Source organism: Psychrobacter proteolyticus, assembly GCF_038155145.1.
Lineage (GTDB): Bacteria > Pseudomonadota > Gammaproteobacteria > Pseudomonadales > Moraxellaceae > Psychrobacter > Psychrobacter proteolyticus_B.
This window is the reverse complement of the sequence record NZ_JBAKAY010000190.1, coordinates 1-213: the sequence shown is the minus strand read 5'-3', so window position 1 is coordinate 213 and position 213 is coordinate 1. Positions and strand designations below refer to the sequence as shown.

Here is a 213-nt window from a genome sequence, read left to right as displayed (position 1 = left end):
ATTATTTCTTTAAGCTCTTTATAACGCTGTATAACTTCCTGAACACCACGAGCAACATTGTAATGATCTTCAGCGATTACTTGAGGATCTAACTGACGTGATGTTGAATCCAATGGATCTACCGCAGGATAGATACCTTGTGATGCGATATCACGGCTTAGTACAACTGTTGCTTCCAAGTGAGCAAACGTTGTAGCAGGTGATGGATCGGTC

1 pseudogene is annotated in these 213 nt (G+C 41.8%); it reads right to left on the bottom strand.

What is annotated here, in order from left to right:
* Positions 1-213, bottom strand: a pseudogene (locus tag V6252_RS13470) (F0F1 ATP synthase subunit beta); the annotation flags it as partial.